The 16599-nt window shown below is 42.8% G+C and carries 17 protein-coding genes; 10 read left to right on the top strand and 7 right to left on the bottom strand.

Going from position 1 to position 16599, the window contains the following annotated elements:
- Window positions 1-254 precede the first annotated feature (254 nt).
- The 6 genes from AACS00_RS08705 to AACS00_RS08680 all read left to right on the top strand — a co-directional run bounded on the left by AACS00_RS08705 (window position 255) and on the right by AACS00_RS08680 (window position 4943).
- Entirely contained in the window at window positions 255-731 is a 477-nt protein-coding gene (locus AACS00_RS08705; protein ID WP_110167133.1) for a hypothetical protein, read from the top strand.
- Window positions 732-875: 144 nt separating this feature from the next.
- On the top strand, window positions 876-1622 hold the full coding sequence (gene pnuC, locus AACS00_RS08700; RefSeq protein ID WP_110167132.1) for a nicotinamide riboside transporter PnuC: 747 nt from the start codon (window positions 876-878) through the stop codon (window positions 1620-1622).
- Window positions 1619-2347 (top strand): nucleoside phosphorylase, encoded by a 729-nt coding sequence (locus AACS00_RS08695; RefSeq protein WP_110167131.1) that lies wholly within the window; start codon window positions 1619-1621, stop codon window positions 2345-2347. Before pnuC ends, AACS00_RS08695 begins: the two co-directional genes overlap by 4 nt.
- A 154-nt stretch (window positions 2348-2501) precedes the next feature.
- Window positions 2502-3185: a Crp/Fnr family transcriptional regulator gene (locus AACS00_RS08690; protein ID WP_110167130.1), complete on the top strand. Its 684-nt coding sequence runs from the start codon at window positions 2502-2504 to the stop codon at window positions 3183-3185.
- Between the two features lie 133 nt (window positions 3186-3318).
- Window positions 3319-4272, top strand: a complete 954-nt coding sequence (rihA, locus tag AACS00_RS08685; RefSeq protein ID WP_110167129.1) for a pyrimidine-specific ribonucleoside hydrolase RihA — start codon at window positions 3319-3321, stop codon at window positions 4270-4272.
- Between the two features lie 260 nt (window positions 4273-4532).
- Window positions 4533-4943 carry a VF530 family protein gene (locus AACS00_RS08680; RefSeq protein ID WP_072670980.1) on the top strand — a complete coding sequence of 137 codons (411 nt, stop codon included), beginning with the start codon at window positions 4533-4535 and terminating at the stop codon, window positions 4941-4943.
- A gap of 37 nt (window positions 4944-4980) precedes the next feature.
- Here AACS00_RS08680 and AACS00_RS08675 read toward each other — a convergent pair whose 3' ends face one another.
- Both AACS00_RS08675 and AACS00_RS08670 read right to left on the bottom strand, forming a co-directional pair.
- On the bottom strand, window positions 4981-5664 hold the full coding sequence (locus tag AACS00_RS08675; RefSeq protein WP_110167128.1) for a TVP38/TMEM64 family protein: 684 nt from the start codon (window positions 5662-5664) through the stop codon (window positions 4981-4983).
- A 69-nt stretch (window positions 5665-5733) separates the two neighbouring features.
- Window positions 5734-6669 (bottom strand): LysR family transcriptional regulator, encoded by a 936-nt coding sequence (locus tag AACS00_RS08670; RefSeq protein ID WP_110167127.1) that lies wholly within the window; start codon window positions 6667-6669, stop codon window positions 5734-5736.
- Between the two features lie 124 nt (window positions 6670-6793).
- On the opposite strand from AACS00_RS08670, the gene AACS00_RS08665 reads away from it, so the two are divergent.
- Both AACS00_RS08665 and AACS00_RS08660 read left to right on the top strand, forming a co-directional pair.
- Entirely contained in the window at window positions 6794-7024 is a 231-nt protein-coding gene (locus AACS00_RS08665) for a hypothetical protein (protein WP_110167126.1), read from the top strand.
- Window positions 7014-7943 carry a sodium-dependent bicarbonate transport family permease gene (locus tag AACS00_RS08660; RefSeq protein ID WP_110167125.1) on the top strand — a complete coding sequence of 310 codons (930 nt, stop codon included), beginning with the start codon at window positions 7014-7016 and terminating at the stop codon, window positions 7941-7943. Before AACS00_RS08665 ends, AACS00_RS08660 begins: the two co-directional genes overlap by 11 nt.
- 145 nt (window positions 7944-8088) lie before the next feature.
- On the opposite strand, the gene AACS00_RS08655 is transcribed toward AACS00_RS08660, so the two are convergent.
- Window positions 8089-9918: an L-tyrosine/L-tryptophan isonitrile synthase family protein gene (locus tag AACS00_RS08655; RefSeq protein ID WP_110167124.1), complete on the bottom strand. Its 1830-nt coding sequence runs from the start codon at window positions 9916-9918 to the stop codon at window positions 8089-8091.
- A 232-nt stretch (window positions 9919-10150) separates the two neighbouring features.
- Between AACS00_RS08655 and AACS00_RS08650 the strand changes: the two genes are divergently transcribed.
- Window positions 10151-11041, top strand: coding sequence for a LysR family transcriptional regulator (locus AACS00_RS08650; RefSeq protein WP_072670974.1), 891 nt, complete (start codon window positions 10151-10153; stop codon window positions 11039-11041).
- A gap of 154 nt (window positions 11042-11195) precedes the next feature.
- Here AACS00_RS08650 and AACS00_RS08645 read toward each other — a convergent pair whose 3' ends face one another.
- From AACS00_RS08645 to AACS00_RS08635, 3 genes are all read right to left on the bottom strand, one after another.
- A complete protein-coding gene (locus AACS00_RS08645) occupies window positions 11196-12674 on the bottom strand; it encodes an FAD-binding protein (protein WP_110167123.1) in 1479 nt (492 codons plus the stop codon).
- Complete coding sequence (locus AACS00_RS08640; protein ID WP_072670972.1) at window positions 12659-13507, bottom strand: TauD/TfdA dioxygenase family protein; 849 nt, start codon at window positions 13505-13507, stop codon at window positions 12659-12661. Before AACS00_RS08640 ends, AACS00_RS08645 begins: the two co-directional genes overlap by 16 nt.
- 175 nt (window positions 13508-13682) lie before the next feature.
- Window positions 13683-14405 carry a 4'-phosphopantetheinyl transferase family protein gene (locus tag AACS00_RS08635; protein WP_110167121.1) on the bottom strand — a complete coding sequence of 241 codons (723 nt, stop codon included), beginning with the start codon at window positions 14403-14405 and terminating at the stop codon, window positions 13683-13685.
- Between the two features lie 231 nt (window positions 14406-14636).
- On the opposite strand from AACS00_RS08635, the gene AACS00_RS08630 reads away from it, so the two are divergent.
- Window positions 14637-15710, top strand: a complete 1074-nt coding sequence (locus AACS00_RS08630) for a 3-deoxy-7-phosphoheptulonate synthase (RefSeq protein ID WP_110167120.1) — start codon at window positions 14637-14639, stop codon at window positions 15708-15710.
- 54 nt (window positions 15711-15764) lie between these two features.
- Here the strand turns inward: AACS00_RS08630 and AACS00_RS08625 are convergent, their stop codons facing one another.
- Window positions 15765-16538, bottom strand: a complete 774-nt coding sequence (locus tag AACS00_RS08625; protein WP_072670969.1) for a 2,3-dihydro-2,3-dihydroxybenzoate dehydrogenase — start codon at window positions 16536-16538, stop codon at window positions 15765-15767.
- Between the last annotated feature and the right edge of the window lie 61 nt (window positions 16539-16599).

Raw genomic sequence — 16599 nt, 5'->3', positions numbered from 1 at the left:
TGAGATTGTGCTAAAAATAACCAAAAAATTCAATATGCTTATATTTATTAACACGTTAGATTTAAAAACTATCGTTTAGCCAATACAGTGGAAATCAAAAATACGTGATAAGTATCACAATCAAAGCTGCGCAGTAAAAAACCCAACTCAGTAAAACGCTACCTTTACAACCCCCAAATTTATTTACTTTTGTAAAAAAATGTATATGGTACCGCTCCCAGATATTGATAATAAAAGATGGACAAGGTACTCATATGCAACCACATAAATTCTCAACGTTGGCTGGGACACTGTTACTGATCTCGCTATCCGTGACAGCGTCTGAAAAAGAATTGGATATATTTAACCAAAGCACTAGCGATAAAGCGGCACAGACCTTAGACCTTGATGCGCCAGCAAAAGACAGTTTCATTTTCAAATTGCCACCCACTCATAATCCTTATCTTGATTATCAAGAAAGCTACGATTATCTGGCCTCTGATGCTCGACCGAGCGTTAACTCACCACTCACGCTAGACGCACCAGATCCTCATTCTTTTAGTGTCAAACCAACCGTTAACAATCCTTATCTTCGTGATGGCCAAGATGATTGCCAGTATGTTGAAATAGTTTTCGATCACCAAGACAAACAGTTATCGGTCGGTTCTGATAACCAAGGTAACCCTTGCAGTCGGTCGCATTTGACTATCTCGGACTATCAAATAACTACACGCTTTAAATATGAAGAGTAGATAAGCGGTTTTCATCCTTTATAAAAAACAGATTATTGATTAAATGTATGATCGCTCTCAATCGTAGGGGGACATATGTCCTCCCGATTAACACAAAGAACCATTTAAGATAGGCGCATACAATCAATCACCACGGTAATGACTATGGATCTTTTTGCTCTACTCGATATTAATAACACACTGGTTAATATCCCGATTGGCTCTGGCTATGCCATGAGCTGGATCGAAGCTTTTGGTACCGTATTTGGCTTGCTATGCATTTGGTTTGCCAGCCAAGAAAAAACCATCAACTATCTTTTTGGTTTGCTCAACGTCACCCTATTTGCCGTGATCTTTTTCCAAATTCAGCTCTACGGTTTGTTGCTGCTTCAATTGTTCTTTTTTTGCGCGAATGTCTACGGTTGGTACGCATGGACAAAACCCAACGCGGAAGGTGATATTTTACAAGTTCGTTGGTTAAGTAAACAAAAGCTACTGATCACGGCGGGCATGAGTATCGTCAGTATTGGCTTACTGACGGTTTATATTGATCCTTTCTTTTTTGCTCTCGCAAACATTAGTGTCGAAATCATGAATGGATTAGGAGCTGAACTTGCACAACCTGTGTTAGAACCCGATGCTTTTCCATTTTGGGATTCAGCCATGACAGTGTTATCCATCGTCGCGCAAATTTTAATGACACGTAAATATGTCGAAAACTGGATGCTATGGATTGTGATTAATATCATCAGCGTCGGTATTTATGCGACTCAAGGTGTTTATGCAATGTCTGTGCAATACGCTATTTTGATGTTTATTGCCGCAAATGGAACTCGGCAATGGGTTCGTACTGCACAACGTAACAGCCAAACCGTGACGTCAGCAAACCAAGTTCAAGAGGCCTCGGTATGATTCAGCCTCACATCAATGTTGCCCATGGCCAAGTTGCCAATCGAGTGATTGTCTGTGGGGAACCCAATCGAGCCAATCGAATCGCAGCACTACTCGATAATCCTCAGCTGATTGCTGAAAATCGTGAATACCGCTTATTCAATGGTCGTTATAATGGTCAAAAGATCACCGTATGCAGCACTGGTATTGGAGCACCTTCTTTGATCATTGCGATAGAAGAGTTAAAGCAGTGCGGTGTCAGCCATATTGTGCGCGTTGGTTCTGCGGGTGCAATGCAGGCTAACATTCAGCTGGGTGACCTGATTGTCGCGGAAGCCGCGGTACGGGATGAAGGGGGCTCAAAAGCCTATATTGCAGACACTTACCCTGCATTTTCCAGCTTTTCACTTCTGAGTCGCTTACACGCATTTTTAACACAGCAGCCCACAGCGGTCCATTTTGGATTGGTTCGCTCACACGATAGTTTTTATACCGATGAAGAACAAAACCTGTGTCATTATTGGAATAAAAAAGGAGTCTTGGGGGCAGATATGGAAACATCTGCGTTACTCACCGTAGGGCGATTACGTGGCTTACAAGTTGCGTCTGTACTCAATAATGTCGTTTTGTACCAGCAAGATGTACAGCAAGGCGTCACGCAATACGTTAACGCTGATCAAGCGATGATGGCGGGTGAAACACTTGCCGCAACGGCAGCGTTAGATGCCTTGAGCCACTGCATTTAATTTTTCCTGCAAGCGCATTAAGCAGCGGTGACTACCATACCGCTGCTTATCTCATCTCTTAGTGCTCATTGATTTTTACATCAGAGAAAGCAAAACTTGCCACCTGTAGCTAATCAAGCTAACGTTGAACATCCTGATTTCTCGTCGATATATTATGAAAATAACCCCCTATTCATCCGGTCGATTCCACGCCTACTTGGTAGAACAAAAGCAAGCCTTTAAGACATTCATCTATCAGTGCCAAATGAGTACCGCTTATATCGATGCTGGGAGCGATATTCTTAAGCAAGGTGAACCACTAGAGCATATTTACGTAGTTCCCGGCGGGCGCGTTTCAATGAGCATTCTCGCCGCTAACGGGCGACGATTTCAATTAGGAGAGGCTAACTGCGACTATCATATTTTTGGTGAGATGGAGTTTTTTACCGCAACACCCTGTCAGTGGACGGTCACCGCCGATGAGCATCTACAAGTCGATATTATTTGTCTCACTTCGCTAGCGAAAGCCCTTGAACGACATCCCGAAATGATGGTGTATTTTGCCGCTGCGTTGGCAGAAGACTACCGTGATTCAATGGAGATCTACACTAACCGCCTACTCCATCCTCTGACTTATAACATTGCTTATGACTTACTTTTACGTCAACGCTCAACGATGGCGCTGGGGAACTTTAGCAAAGCGAGTCAAGAAGCCGAGCGATTTGGTACCTCAAGCAGAGTCTATCGCCGAGCAGTCAACGAATTAATCGCTCAAGGGCTAGTGGAAAAAACCGCGACTGGACTAACGATTGTTGATGAACAAGAGCTGCAACGCTTCTTAAAGAGCAATCCTCAATAACTTAATTTTATATACCATCACACTTTAGGGTTTTCGTTTGCATTAGGTTTCTTCGTTTCAGCGATACAATCACACTTTGTGGTTGGCAAAATCGATACACTGAAGTCTAAAAACACACGGAGTACCCCTTTTTATGACACGTCCGATTATTTTAGATTGCGACCCCGGCCATGATGATGCCATTGCGTTAATTCTAGCTTGCGCTTCCCCATCGTTAGCAATCAAAGCAGTGACCACCAGTGCCGGTAACCAAACCCCTGAGAAAACCTTAAATAATGCTTTACGTATTCTTACCTTACTGGGTAGAAGTGATATTCCAGTGGCTGGTGGAGCACTAAAACCCTTAATGCGCGAGTTGATCATTGCTGATAATGTTCATGGTGAGACGGGGCTGGATGGCCCAACCTTACCTGACCCCAGTTTTGCTCCTCAAACGGAGCACGCCGTTGAGCTAATGGCTAACATCCTTAGACAAAGTGAACAACCCGTTACTCTGGTGCCAACGGGTCCACTGACGAATATTGCCCTACTGCTGGCCACACATCGTGAGTTAATACCGAAAATTCAAGAAATTGTCCTAATGGGCGGCGGCGCTGAAACCGGAAACTGGTCTCCGGCAGCAGAATTTAATATTTATGTCGACCCGGAAGCGGCGAAAGTGGTTTTTCAATCCGGTATTCCGATCACCATGTGCGGACTCGATGTCACCCATCGGGCGCAAATCATGGATGAGGATATCGAACGTATTCGGAAAATTGATAACCCGATTGCTGGTGTCGTGGCCGAATTGCTCGACTTTTTTATGATTTACCATCGTGACCCCAAATGGGGACTAGCAGGCGCACCGTTGCATGACCCATGCACCATCGCTTGGTTATTGGCCCCTGAACTGTTTAAAGCTCAAACATGCTGGGTCGGCATTGAAACTCAAGGTGAGTATACGCAAGGCATGACCGTGGTTGATCGTTATCAACTAACGAATCAGCCTGCCAATGCGACCGTATTATTTGATGTTGAACGGCAGGGATTTGTCGATTTATTGATTGAACGTTTGCACTATTTTACCACTCATCCATCCGCTTCCTAAATGATGTGATACCCAAACGACTTGGAGTTGCAGATAAGCGACTCTGGATCAGCCTGCATATTAAAACGAGCTGAGCTGACGTCGCTGCAACTTCAAGTCGTAAAGAATAAGTGTCAACCGAATAGAGATAATCATAGGGAAGTACGATCAACTCTGCTAGAATCCGCCCCCTCTGCAAGGATGAACAAGTACATCACCAATATCTGCCAAATCCTGCTATACCTACCCTATCTACCGTTTACCCTTAGGAGCCGGTTATCATGACTGATCAAGAAAGAATCGAACTACAAAAGAACAACCCATTACACGGCCTTAAGTTAGAAACCTTACTGCAAGAGCTGGTGGATTTTTATGGCTGGGATATTTTAGATACGGCGATGCGCTTTAACTGCTTCCATACCAATCCGTCAATTGCCAGTAGTGTCAAATATTTAAATAAAACCGATTGGGCACGAGAAAAGCTAGAAAACTTTTATCTGTATCGTTTTAAACGTATGCCTCGCGCTTCCAGTGAAGAGTTTAATATTCCACCACGCGCACGCACCTTCCCTCATGGCTTACAGCCCAAAGAGCCGATGGAATTAACCGTAGACTCGATTTTGAAATCACAAGCTAAAGCCGCTTCCGCTCATAAAGAAAGAGCGGCACGCAGTCGCCAAAGCCGTCGTTAACTTAATATCCGATACACTTTCAGGGTAACGATAAACACTATTCACTGACTCGCCGGCGTTGATTGATTTTCTCGACCACTTTTTTCGCCAGCAAAGGGAATATCCCTAGTAACGCGAACGAGAATAAAATCGCTGGCGACAAAATCCCCCTAAGGCTGTCTAGTTGGGCGAGTTGAGTCCCAGCGTTAACGTAAACCAGAGTTCCGGCCAACATGCCCACTTGACTGACCCAGTAAAAGGTCACCGCGCGAAGCGTAGTTAAGCCCATTAAAATATTGATCAGAAAAAAGGGAAATAGAGGCACCAGTCGTAGGGTAAATAAATAAAAGGCCCCGTCTTTTTCTACCCCATGATTGAGCGCTTGTAAGCGCTCACCAAAACGCCGTTGCACCGTTTCTTTCAATAAATAGCGCGCAACTAAAAAAGCGCAGGTAGCACCGATAGTGCTGGCAAAAGAAACGATCAGTGTTCCCCACCATAAACCAAATAACGCCCCAGCGGCGAGGGTCATCACCGCCGCCCCTGGTAGAGATAATGCCGTAACAAGGACATAGACAGTAAAAAACAGCGCCATCACCAGCAAAGGCGCATCACTACGCCATTGTTCAAACTGGGCTAAATGACGCTGAACGCCGTCTAAAGTCAGCAACTGATTGAGATCGAGTGCAAAAAATGCCACGCCCAATATCGCAATCGTGATCAGTAATAACCACTTTTTCATATTTATATTCCCTATTAATCATCATGACTGCCAATACAGGCTTGGCGCTTTGCATAAGCAACTGACTCGCTATGACAATTGCACCGTTTGCTGAATGATTTCACGCCCTTCTGTTTGTACATAATTGAGAAAAACCTCGGCTATCGGCGATAAAACGCGCTGCCGAGTCCACGAGAATGACCATCTGGTTTTGATCGGTAACGACTCAACATTAATCACTTGAACACCGTATATATTACCAAACGCCAAGGTATGAGCAGATAAAATAGACACACCCAAGCGAGCCAATACCGAATGAATAATCGCCTCATTACTGGCAATCGTCATTTTAATATTAGGCTGATAAGGTTGTTTCTTAAAGAAAGCTTCCGTTGCATAGCGGGTTCCCGAACCCACTTCGCGGATCAAAAAATCTTCCTGACAAAACTCGGCTAATGATACCCTCTCTTGCTGTGTGAAAGGGTGGCTCGCCGCGGCAATCGCCACCAAATCATTGGCCATAAATTCAATCACGTCCAGCTCTAACCCTTCGGGTAAATGACTAAACACATAAAAATCATCGGCACCATTCTCACAGCGCTCCATCACTTGCTGCCGGTTGGCGATCGTCAACTGAATATCGATGCCGGGGTAGCGCTGACAAAAAGGGCCAAGTAAATGAGGAATAAAATACTTTGCCGTGGTTACCACCGCTAATTTGAGCGTTCCCGACTCAAGGCCTTTTAAACGCGACAGACGCATGTCCAATTCTTCACAGCTGTGCAGTACTTTTTTCGCCGTTTCTACCGTGGCTAATCCAGCATCGGTAAAACGAAGTGTTCTACCAACTTGTTGATAAAGCGGCAAGCCTATCGCCTCAGCAAGCTTTTTTAACTGCATAGAAACCGTAGGTTGAGTTAAAAACAAGCTGTCAGCCGCAGCCGTAATACTTCCGCCATGATAAACCGCTAATAAGATCTCTAGCTGGCGAAACGTGCCAATATGGGCGTGTAATCTCGATGCCACTGCTCACCTCCAAGCAAATTCACTGAGATAATATAGATTATTATCTATATAAAAGTTAGTGATTATCTATTTTTATCTATTATTAAAACCGCCTAACATGCTGAAAAATTTGCAGGAGAGTGTGATGAGATTTCGTACAATGGCACTGCCAATGACCACAGTGATGATGCTAGTAACCTTCTACTATTTGGGTTTGTCCATCGGGCATGACGCGTTTAGTTTTCTTGTTTGTGCTACTTTGCTGGCAAGTTATACGGCATTACAAGGGGTTAAAACCGCGTTTAATCGTTCTGGCAAAACAAAAGTGCACACCATCAGCTTAACAAGTAAGGAGAGCACTAAACATGGTGCTTGATGCGGTAATTGCTTTTTTTATCCTAGGTATTGTCTGCCAGCTACTGGGCGCAAAAATTCCTTTCCCAGATAACCTGTATAAAACCCTCAGTCTGATACTGATGATTGCGATAGGCCTTAAAGGCGGTATTGCTTTACAAGCGCATATCGCGGCCAGCTTAGTCGTGATGGCTTTGATTGTGGTGGCATTCGGTTTGTTGCTGCCTCTGATTGCTTACCCACTGCTGAGATATTTTGGTCAGTTAGATAAGATTAATGCCGGTGCCATTGCCGCTCACTATGGCTCGGTCAGTGTCGCTACTTATGCCGTCGCGGTTGCTCTACTCGAAGCCAAGCAGATCCCGTATGAAGCTTATTTCCCTCTGTTTGTCGTGTTATTGGAGATGCCAGCGATCATCGTTGGTTTAATACTCGCCAAAGGCAGTATATCGCTGATTAATCGTCACTTTCTTAAAAAAGAACTCCTCGCCAATCCAAGCCTGCTATTGATGATCGGCAGTTTAGTGATTGGTTATGTAGGGGGAGACACGGTACACAAGCTTTCGCCACTGTTTATTGACCTTTTCTCGGCTATTTTAGCGTTATTTCTTCTGAAAATGGGCTTAATTGCCGGTCAGCAATTAGCAACGCTTAGAGATAACAGCCTGTTTTTAATCAGCTTTGCCATTTTGATGCCGATGATTGGCGGGTTAGCGGGCACAGGGCTCGGCATGCTGCTTGGGTTTAGCGCGGGCGGCATCACGCTGATGGCGGTACTTGGAGCCAGCGCATCGTATATCGCTGTCCCGGCCGCGATGAAAGAGAGTTTGCCCGAAGCCAATGCAGGGATGTCGATCACCGCGGCATTAGGCATTACTTTTCCTTTTAATGTCCTATTTAACGTGCCATTTTTTATTGCTCTTGGCCAGGCTGTTAGTTAAATACCGTTCACCGGTTCGAGACCATAGGTATCATCTACACCCAAGAGATAAATACCTGCCTCTTCTATATCACGGGTAAAACAAATCAGAAAAGGCACCCAGTGTGATAAGCTGCTGTGCCTTTTATCCATACATCAATTTATCTTCACACTACTTCACTGACGGCCTTTTGCATCATACGGTTGTGTGGCTGCCATGGTGAGTTGATCGATGGTGGCTGCAATTGAATACGCCAACATTGATTGCTCGGTGATAACGAATGGCTCGCTTGCAGTGTCGTTAAGTTATTTACGAAAAGAATATCCCCTCCTGCCACCAAAGTATTTTCAAAGCAAAGAGACGGCTCTGTGCATAAATGGTCAATACGCTGTTCAATCGGCTCTCCACTTGATCGCCCATCCACTTGCGGTAAGCGTATTGTTGAATGTTGACCACGTGAGTGACCCTGCCAGCGCAAAATATCTTGCCGAGATACTTGGCAATAACGAATCAATGGCGGTAATTCCTGCTCAGCGTAGTCTTGGTGATGCTTTATTGGATATAACATGCTCTTTCTTAGTTGCTCACGTTCTTGACCACGTAAGGTTAACGGCGCTAATCCAGCATCTATCGTAGTCACATGGATAGGCGTTTCTGAATAAGCGCAATACAGAGCATATTCATGAGGAGTAATATCTTCGTAATCGTATCGATAAGTTCCATTAGCCATCGCATCAGATAAAGTAGCGAATTGCCAACCAATAGATTGCTGTAGCGCATCACCGGACAATTTTTCAACAACGCGATCATTATCCAAAATGACAGCAGAACGATGTTGCAGATACCAAGTCGAAAAATCATCTGGATGATGAAAAGGCGCAAAACCATGCAATAACACCGAACCAAACTCTTTAACTAGTTGGCTCAATTCATTAATGTTCAAGACAGACGCAGATAAAGAAGGTGTAGGACTGATTAAACGTAAACCTGCTTTTTCATGATGTAACTCTGCTCGAAGTTGGCTGACAACGTGACTCATTGATTGATCAACGCAAGTTAATTGTAAATAACACCATGTTTTATCCTTATAGAAAATAGGTAAAATAATGCCTGTACGCTCGAGATGGTTTTCTTTAGTGTCAATCATCACTTTACCTTGGCTTGCATCAAAAAGTACTGTGCTATGCCAAGGTGTTTTAAATTGTCGCTCTGTAAATAAATATAATGAATACTTTTTTCCATTCATTGGATGTTCATGAATACTCAAACGAATCGAATCGGAAAACTTTTGTTTTAGAAAGTTATCTAGAGCTTTCCCTTGTATCATCATTCCTTTAGCAATTTCAGCTAAACGACGACGACGCTCTTTGTAAGAAAGCGTTGACAATACATATTTTTGATCTTGATTCATGAATTTTTTCAAACCTAGATAGGTTTGATTCATTTTATTATTCCTAAGTTTTAACTCAGTGAAATTTTCCGCATAGCCTGGCTCTGAAAACATATTACGTAATCCAGAAAAATACTCGGTATCACAAAGATGATCAAACTCTTTAAAATCTTCAAAATTAATTATTTTTATTAAATCTTCAGCATGCATATTGACAAGCATTTCTTTTAGTCCATCAGAATACGCATAATGATGAGACAAATCAACGGCGATATAATCTGAGAATGTATGGTAGTCTGAAAAAATATATAAGACGACCCCTGGAGAATAAACCGCTTCAATATCACGAAGACACTGTAAAAAGCGTCTTAACACTAGATATTCACCTATATCTGGCTCATGGCTGATCACTTTATCTAAATTATTGGTTTTACATGGGAATGCAGGTAATAGTAATTTGATTTTTTTCTGTTCTCTTATCGAATCACGCAGTTGCTGTTTTAGTGTGGCAATCCCTTGATACGATGCATCACATTGCGCAATAATTTGGTCAAGTAAAATAAACGTAATTTTATCTATCTCTGTTTCTCGGTAAACATCAAGCATAACCAGCCCTTAATTATTTTCATAATACTGAATAAACGATGACAATTTAGGTTATTGTCAACCCATAGAATGGAACCGCTCCCATGAAAATGGGGTTTAAGAATTTAATTATTATTAAATCGAAACCAAAGCATTCAAATTCTCTCTAATCGACTGTGTCATTATTTAGATGACAACGCAGTTTGACTAGATGACAAAAATAGAACCCAAAGTTACCAATAAGGGAACAGTAATGCTTAATGAATTAAAACGTATTGCCATATTTAATAAAGTGGTCGAATGTGGTTCCTTCACATTAGCAGGAGAGTCACTCGGCATGGGGAAATCCAAAGTCAGTGAACAAGTCACGCTATTAGAAAAAAAACTTAATGTGCGGCTACTTCACCGAACAACCAGAAAAATTAGTTTGACCACCGAGGGAAGCACTTTTTATCAATACAGCCGTGGCTTACTGAATATCGCTGATCAAGCACTGGGAGCAGTGAATCATTTAGCGTCAGAGATATCAGGAACAATTCGTATTGGAACGACGATTGACGTCGGAACCTTTCTGATCAATCCATTATTAAATGACTTTTATCAACAGTATCCACACGTCAATTTTGATCTTTGCTTAGATGATGGTCTGCAAGATATGGTCGAATCTAACCTCGATTTAGTGATTAGAATTGGTGAGTTGACGTCATCGTCGATGGTAGGCCGAGTGATTGCTCCTTTTGAATTAGGTATTTACGCCAGTCAAGATTATCTCAATAACGCCAAGCCGATCACTTGCCTAGACGATTTACAAGATCACGACTGGGTTTACCTCTCTCGGCTAAATTTACCGAATAATATTCTTACATTAACTAACCATAATGGGCAGGAGCAGCAAATAAAATTACAACCTAAACACACCAGTAATGCGCCGTTAGGTGTTATGGCCATGATTCAAAATGGATTAGGGATTGGCCCTATCGCTCATTTTTTAATTGATAAAATCCCCGGTCCATCACTCATTCGGTTATTTCCCGATTTTTACCAAGTCAGCACAACGATGAATATTCTCTACCCAAGTCGAAAAAATATTCCGCCTCGTGTACGGTGCTTTATTGATTATTTGATAGCATCACTCAAAGTATGATGGAGAATAAACAACCCGACTATTTTGCCTCATAAAATGAGTCGTCGGTAACATCACTGGCGTTTTAGATAGTCGATGAGTGGCAAAGAAATCAGCAAATCATTTGCGCCACCATCAACTGTCTGTTGGTGAGGACGATCATCGTCCTCACCGCTTAAAGCTCAGGTTGCACTGATAAACCATTCGATATTACCTCGATACTGGTTGCTAACCACGCATTCAAATCAAGCAAATCATTGATTGAATGGATGTAGCTATCTGGACGTATTAATAACGCTTGGTCAGTGTATGGATTTTGACTGGTCCAATAAGGAGCATATTCTGCCCGCGAGCCAATTCGAATCACCTTAATAAACTCTGGCAGATTCAACTCATAATCGGTATCACTTGCGATCAATAATGTCCATTGACAATAATCCAGCAATGAATAAAGCCGAGTTTTTTGCGTTGGCGTATTGAATACAAAATCAAATATCCGCGTACCGACTAATCCTTGTTCACCATAACGAATGCCCATTCCGGTAATATTGCCCGAACGCTTCTCGACTATTTTCACGTAATCTTGCGCATGAGTATTCGTTGCAGAAAACTTGGTCGAGCGCACTAACTCACCCGAGCTGGCAATTACACTCTGGGCAACGGGTTGACGCTCCTCTTGATAGCTGGTTAGCAGTGACTCATTCGTATGACCTTTTAGGACCATGTTCAGTTTCCAGATCAAATTAAACGCATCGGCTAATCCGGTATTCAAACCTTGCCCGCCATTGACAGAATGAACATGACAAGCATCTCCGGCTAAAAAGAGGCGATTTTCTATGTCATAACGCTCAGCAACGGACTCTTTAACCGCAAATTGAGAGAACCACACTCTCTTTTTAAACCTTAATTGATGTGGTGCCATGGCACGATTAATTTTTTCAATCACTTGCTCTACGGTAAAGTCATGCGTATCCATTCGGACATAAAAACGGTCGATGTCACCTTCACGAGGAATCCACGCGACATCCGAAGTCTCTGCTTGAAAGACGATAATTTCCGGGACTTTGGGGAAGTCACTGTCAATAACGCCGTCAATCACAGCCCAAATAATTTCCGGACGCACTATCTGGAAGGGAATAGTGAACCGCTGGCGAACAAACGACTGAGCGCCATCGGCACCAATCACAAAACGCGACTCAATGATCTCGCCATTGGTTAGCTCGGTCAGGCAATTCTCTGGATGAATAACAATATCCTTCACCGATGTTTGACGCCATACAGGGGCATTCAATGACGTGAGTTTATCGTCCAGTAGCTGCTCAAGATAAGACTGACCAAGCATCAAAAAATGCGGATGCAAGCAGCCTTCCAACGCTTCCCACCATGAAGATTGGCGGGAAATAAATTGTCCATCTGCCCATACGGAACTGGTATTGCAAGGCTTACCCAGTGGATACAGCGGCTCAAACAGATCGACAATTTCTAATAATTGTAACGTTCTCGCATTAAGCGCATCAGCACGACCAACCTGTAATGGCTCTGAAGATTTATCAATGATAACCGTACTCAATCCACATCGCTGCGCTAAGTAAGCGCTCATTAAACCAACTGGACCTGCACCAATAATAACAATATCAACTACTCTTGCGGACATTCGTACGACTCCAAACTAGGGTTATGGTAAGGCGGATTGCTTAAAACCTGCACACGACGAATATGCCGTGGTGTATGTGATGTGAAAGCCTCGCGGCCATGTAATAAAGAGAAGTTATCAGTAATAACAATGTCCCCTGACTGCCACTCATGTGCATAGAAGTTGCGTGGGTCATACAAAGCGCGGCGTAAACTTTGATGGCACGCCATCGCTTCACTATCTGAAATGCCCGATAACGTAACATCTGGTGGATTAAGTAAATCACCATTGTCGACCACATGGGGTTCGTTATAACGAATGACTTCATAGCCTTTATATGGATGAGGCATCACAATGGGAGAGACCGTTTTACTGTGATAAAACTCCATTTTACGTTGATAGTGTCCCGTCGCTTTCCGCCATAATGATCGCTCCTGCTCCGAAGCATTGTCTAAGGCAAGCATGGTATGACAAAACGTTGTCCGTCCACCATTACCGGGTAAGGGAGCTTCGACACATTGGAAAATCTGGTACTCTGGTACTTGCGGACGATACATGCCATCCCAATGCATCGGCATGTAACTGCTGTCGAAAATATGATCTTCGGGCTGCTCTTTTTGAATCAGCTCAAGTACTCGGCCAAACGGCCATATGCTCACTTCTCCCCATTGCTCACAATAGTCAGCAAAATCTTCAGCCTGTTCAAAAACCGTAAAGCCCCGTAAGAGCACGAGCTGATGACGCTCAAACAAATGGCGTAAGCTCGATATATCAAGCTCAACAACATGGGTAGAAGAGTGTTGCGCTTCAACCATAACCCCAAAAGGGTCGAGTGAAGTTATTTTATAAGGCATTTCAACGGTCTCCATACTGGGTTAGTCAATACTTCTCCGTCAGATTATTCGCCTTCTGTATCGTATTGACTAGACAGCCAAAATAGAACCCATCGTTACTGATCAAGGAACAATCGCCTAAATATGAACACACAATGCGATTGAGATAAACGACGAAGCCCAGACAACGACGACTTCAATCAATCAAGCTAACCGCGTCCTTCATCGTTCTAAAATGAAGATGATTTTTTGAAAGCAAACACCAAGTCGCTACTGTATCTGCCTGACAAAAATGGTAGTTGACCGTCACTCTCGAATTGAGAACCTCAAGTAAAAAAGGAGAAAACTGAAATTGTAATGTCTGTTGTTTTTGATCCACAGCAATCAACTGTACACAGTCAAAATCTAAAACTTGTTTTACAAAAGGAAAAATTGCTTTATAAATCGACTCTTTCGCGGAAAAAACAAGGGTTAAGAAGGATTGAAATTCGTCAAACTGTTCTGCAAAAACCATCTCTCCCTCTGACAACACCTGATTGGTAATTTCTTTGGCAAATTGCGTAGTGATGACTTTTTCAATATCGATTCCAACTGAGATACATTGGTCGCTTTTAAAGCCAACGGCTGAAACGGCATAGCCCAAACAATGGGAAATAGACCCAACTATCCCAGTCGGCCACATCGGTTGCCGATGTTCTCCGATTTTAATGCTCACTACGCGAGAGCCCATCAATTGATTCAGCCCACGTTGTGCGCACACTCTACCGGCCAAGAACTCACATTTTCGCTTCAATACCGCTTGATTTAAGGTGTGAGGTAACTCGGTATACTCCATTAACATGGTATTGATGAAATGATACGAATAATCCACGGTTAACCAATTGATTTCTAAAAAACTGGGCGAGTTTGGAATAAACATGAGTATTTCTATTCAGCCAGAAAATGATAATGGTTAGTATTAATACTTATAATACAATGAAAAACAATATGTTATATAGACTAGGACGAATTTTCCCATTTTCCTACCTCTTCTGAATATTGACAAATTACCATTAGTCTCACACTATACCTCAAACTCAATGATAATAATTATCATTAACAAATGTAGGTTTAATAGAAAACCACAGATTAGCTCGATTTGGAAACGCCCATGCACTCTATAACCGACGTCATCAATGCTTCAACCTTCTCCCCTTTGCCCGATATTGGCGTATCGTTAACCAATACTTCCGTGGATGAACGACTGTATCGCTTTGTTAAAAAACAAAGAGAGGAAATTAAGCGTATTATCTGTGGGGAGGATTCTCGTCTCTTAGTCATTATTGGTCCATGCTCGATCCATGATCCTAAAGCAGCCCTAGAATACGCGCTGCGGCTCGCCAAAATTCAAGAAAAATATCGTGATAGCTTAAAAATCGTGATGAGAACTTATTTTGAAAAACCACGAACCCGCAGAGGATGGAAAGGATACATCGTTGATCCTAACTTGAACGGCCAATTTGATTTAGTTCAAGGCCTGTATCGCAGCAGAAAGCTGCTGAAATCGATACTTGAACTTGGGATCCCAACGGCTACAGAGTTTCTTGACACCAATATCGCACCTTACATCGCTGATTTGATCTGCTGGGGAGCAATTGGAGCAAGGACAACAGAATCACAACCACACCGTCAACTCGCCTCTGGATTAGATTGCCCAATCGGATTCAAAAATGGGACCGATGGCAATACCGCAATCTCTATTGATGCGATTCATGCAGCACAAGATAATCATGTACTGATTGTGTCCTCAGCGGATGGCACCCCAATGGCCGCACACACAGTAGGCAATAAACATTGCCACATTATTTTGCGTGGTGGCTTAACTCCCAATTATTCAAGCGAACATATAAAAAATACAGCTGAACACTTAGAGTCCAACAATCTTAGCCCTAGACTGATTGTTGACTGCAGCCACGGGAACAGCAGTAAAATTGCTAAAAATCAATTGAAAGTGGTGAAAGACATCGCTGCCCAGCTCATGGATGGAGAACAAAATATAGCAGGGGTAATGTGTGAAAGCTTCTTAAAAGGTGGAAATCAAAGACTTGATCAGACTCTCATTTATGGTAAATCGATAACCGATGAATGCCTAGATTGGGAAGACAGCACTGTTTTCCTAGACACACTTGCTCAGGCAGTAGAGTATTATCGTAAAGTACACTGTCTTCAGTCAGAAATCGCTTAATAAAACAGGCTCTAAGAGCCTGTTTTATTTTAATTTTCTAACATTATCGAATAATTAATTATCGAGCGTTGCGCCGCCATCTACTCGTAAGTCATGCATAGTAATTTGACGCGCAGAGTCTGACATGAGGAAAAGCACCGTATTCGCTATATCAGCAGGTTCAGCCATCCTTCCCAATGGAATACCTAGACGATATTGAGCAAGATTTCCTTCAATCACTTGTTGCTCACCGTAACTTTCATTCCAAAGCTGTGTCTGCATCTCTGTTCTCGTTGAGCCCGGGCTGACTATATTGCAGCGAATACCGAATTCTGCCAACTCTAATGCACAGCACTTGACTAACAGATGCAAGGCAGATTTTGATGCTGCATATCCACCAATATTCATCCTTGGCGTATTAGCGGAATTTGAACCAATAACCACAATATTTCCCGACTTCCGTTGTTTCATTCCCTTGGCTACATTCTGAATAATGCTCATGGCAGCAAAAGTATTAACTTCAAACATTTTCCTAATTTCTTCAATAGGCATTGAAGAAACACTCCCGATGCTTAAGATTCCCGCACAGCTAATTAAATGATCAAAACGATACTGACGACAAAGCTGCGCGACTTTCTGATCTAATTGACTATCAAGTAAATCAATCGCATAACAATCGAGCCTCTCAGCATACTGTCGTTGCAAAGAGGCCAAATGTTCATCAAGCTTGTCAATGCATCGATCGGTTGCAACCACTCTATATCCTTCGATGAGCAGTCGTTCCAATACCGCATACCCAATACCTTGGCTTGAGCCTGTTAGCAATACTGTTTGATTATTCTGATTCAACCTAATATCTCCTCTTTTATATTAACTGCCACCAAACAAGATCGATTATCATTTGAAACTG

Origin of the sequence: Vibrio sp. 11986-1-5, assembly GCF_963878025.1 — a bacterium.
Lineage (GTDB): Bacteria > Pseudomonadota > Gammaproteobacteria > Enterobacterales > Vibrionaceae > Vibrio > Vibrio injensis.
This window is presented reverse-complemented; position numbering and strand designations above follow the sequence as displayed.

Coding starts and splice junctions, on each gene's coding strand:
- AACS00_RS08680 (WP_072670980.1), top strand. CDS start 4,533: ATGACTGATCAAGAAAGAATCGAACTACAAAAGAACAACCCATTACAC.
- AACS00_RS08690 (WP_110167130.1), top strand. CDS start 2,502: ATGAAAATAACCCCCTATTCATCCGGTCGATTCCACGCCTACTTGGTA.
- AACS00_RS08705 (WP_110167133.1), top strand. CDS start 255: ATGCAACCACATAAATTCTCAACGTTGGCTGGGACACTGTTACTGATC.
- AACS00_RS08665 (WP_110167126.1), top strand. CDS start 6,794: ATGAGATTTCGTACAATGGCACTGCCAATGACCACAGTGATGATGCTA.
- rihA (WP_110167129.1), top strand. CDS start 3,319: ATGACACGTCCGATTATTTTAGATTGCGACCCCGGCCATGATGATGCC.
- AACS00_RS08645 (WP_110167123.1), bottom strand. CDS start 12,674: ATGTCCGCAAGAGTAGTTGATATTGTTATTATTGGTGCAGGTCCAGTT.
- pnuC (WP_110167132.1), top strand. CDS start 876: ATGGATCTTTTTGCTCTACTCGATATTAATAACACACTGGTTAATATC.
- AACS00_RS08675 (WP_110167128.1), bottom strand. CDS start 5,664: ATGAAAAAGTGGTTATTACTGATCACGATTGCGATATTGGGCGTGGCA.
- AACS00_RS08630 (WP_110167120.1), top strand. CDS start 14,637: ATGCACTCTATAACCGACGTCATCAATGCTTCAACCTTCTCCCCTTTG.
- AACS00_RS08635 (WP_110167121.1), bottom strand. CDS start 14,405: ATGTTTATTCCAAACTCGCCCAGTTTTTTAGAAATCAATTGGTTAACC.
- AACS00_RS08695 (WP_110167131.1), top strand. CDS start 1,619: ATGATTCAGCCTCACATCAATGTTGCCCATGGCCAAGTTGCCAATCGA.
- AACS00_RS08655 (WP_110167124.1), bottom strand. CDS start 9,918: ATGCTTGATGTTTACCGAGAAACAGAGATAGATAAAATTACGTTTATT.
- AACS00_RS08660 (WP_110167125.1), top strand. CDS start 7,014: ATGGTGCTTGATGCGGTAATTGCTTTTTTTATCCTAGGTATTGTCTGC.
- AACS00_RS08650 (WP_072670974.1), top strand. CDS start 10,151: ATGCTTAATGAATTAAAACGTATTGCCATATTTAATAAAGTGGTCGAA.
- AACS00_RS08640 (WP_072670972.1), bottom strand. CDS start 13,507: ATGCCTTATAAAATAACTTCACTCGACCCTTTTGGGGTTATGGTTGAA.